The following is a 1310-nucleotide window of genomic DNA, read 5'->3' as shown; positions in this document are numbered from 1 at the left end:
GACTACAAGGTGGCTGACCTCTCCCTGGCGGCTTTCGGCCGTAAGGAGATCGAGCTGGCCGAGCACGAGATGCCCGGTCTGATGGCGATCCGCGCCGAGTACGCGCAGGCGCAGCCTCTCGCCGGGGCGCGGATCATGGGCTCGCTGCACATGACGATCCAGACGGCGGTGCTGATCGAGACCCTGATCGCGCTGGGTGCCGAGGTCCGCTGGGTCTCGTGCAACATCTTCTCCACCCAGGACCACGCGGCCGCCGCAGTCGTGGTGGGTCCGGACGGGACGGTCGACGACCCGCGCGGTGTGCCTGTCTTCGCCTGGAAGGGGGAGACGCTGGAGGAGTACTGGTGGTGCACGGAGCAGGCTCTGACCTGGCCGAACACGCCGACCGGCGGTCCGAACATGATCCTGGACGACGGCGGTGACGCCACGCTCCTGGTCCACAGGGGCGTCGAGTACGAGAAGGCCGGCGCCGCCCCCTCCGTCGACACGGCGGAGAACGACGAGCACCGCGTCATCCTCCAGCTCCTCAACCGCACCCTGGCGCAGAGTCCCACGAAGTGGACCCAGCTCGCGTCGGAGATCCGCGGCGTGACGGAGGAGACCACCACCGGTGTCCACCGTCTGTACGAGATGCACCAGGCGGGCCAGCTCCTGTTCCCCGCGATCAACGTGAACGACGCGGTGACGAAGTCGAAGTTCGACAACAAGTACGGCTGCCGCCACTCCCTGATCGACGGCATCAACCGCGCCACCGACGTCCTCATCGGCGGCAAGACCGCCGTCGTCCTGGGCTACGGCGACGTCGGCAAGGGCTGCGCCGAGTCCCTGCGCGGCCAGGGCGCCCGCGTCATCGTCACGGAGATCGACCCGATCTGCGCGCTGCAGGCGGCGATGGACGGCTACCAGGTCGCGCGCCTGGACGACGTCGTCGAGACGGCGGACATCTTCATCACCACGACGGGGAACAAGGACATCATCCTGGCCTCGGACATGGCGCGGATGAAGCACCAGGCGATCGTGGGGAACATCGGCCACTTCGACAACGAGATCGACATGGCCGGTCTGGCCCAGCTCCCGGGGATCGTGAAGGACGAGGTCAAGCCCCAGGTCCACACCTGGACCTTCCCCGACGGCAAGAAACTCATCGTCCTGTCCGAGGGCCGCCTCCTCAACCTGGGCAACGCCACCGGCCACCCCTCGTTCGTGATGTCGAACTCCTTCGCCAACCAGACGATCGCCCAGATCGAACTGTTCACCAAGACCGAGCAGTACCCCGTCGGCGTCTACGTCCTGCCCAAACACCTCGACGA

1 protein-coding gene is annotated in these 1310 nt (G+C 67.0%); it reads left to right on the top strand.

The annotated features are described in order from the left end of the window. The coding region (ahcY, locus tag SRB5_RS35750) for an adenosylhomocysteinase (RefSeq protein WP_153458034.1) at nucleotides 1–1310 on the top strand (1310 nt) is incomplete at both ends.

The organism is Streptomyces smaragdinus, from assembly GCF_009604385.1.
GTDB lineage: Bacteria > Actinomycetota > Actinomycetes > Streptomycetales > Streptomycetaceae > Streptomyces > Streptomyces smaragdinus.
This window is presented reverse-complemented; position numbering and strand designations above follow the sequence as displayed.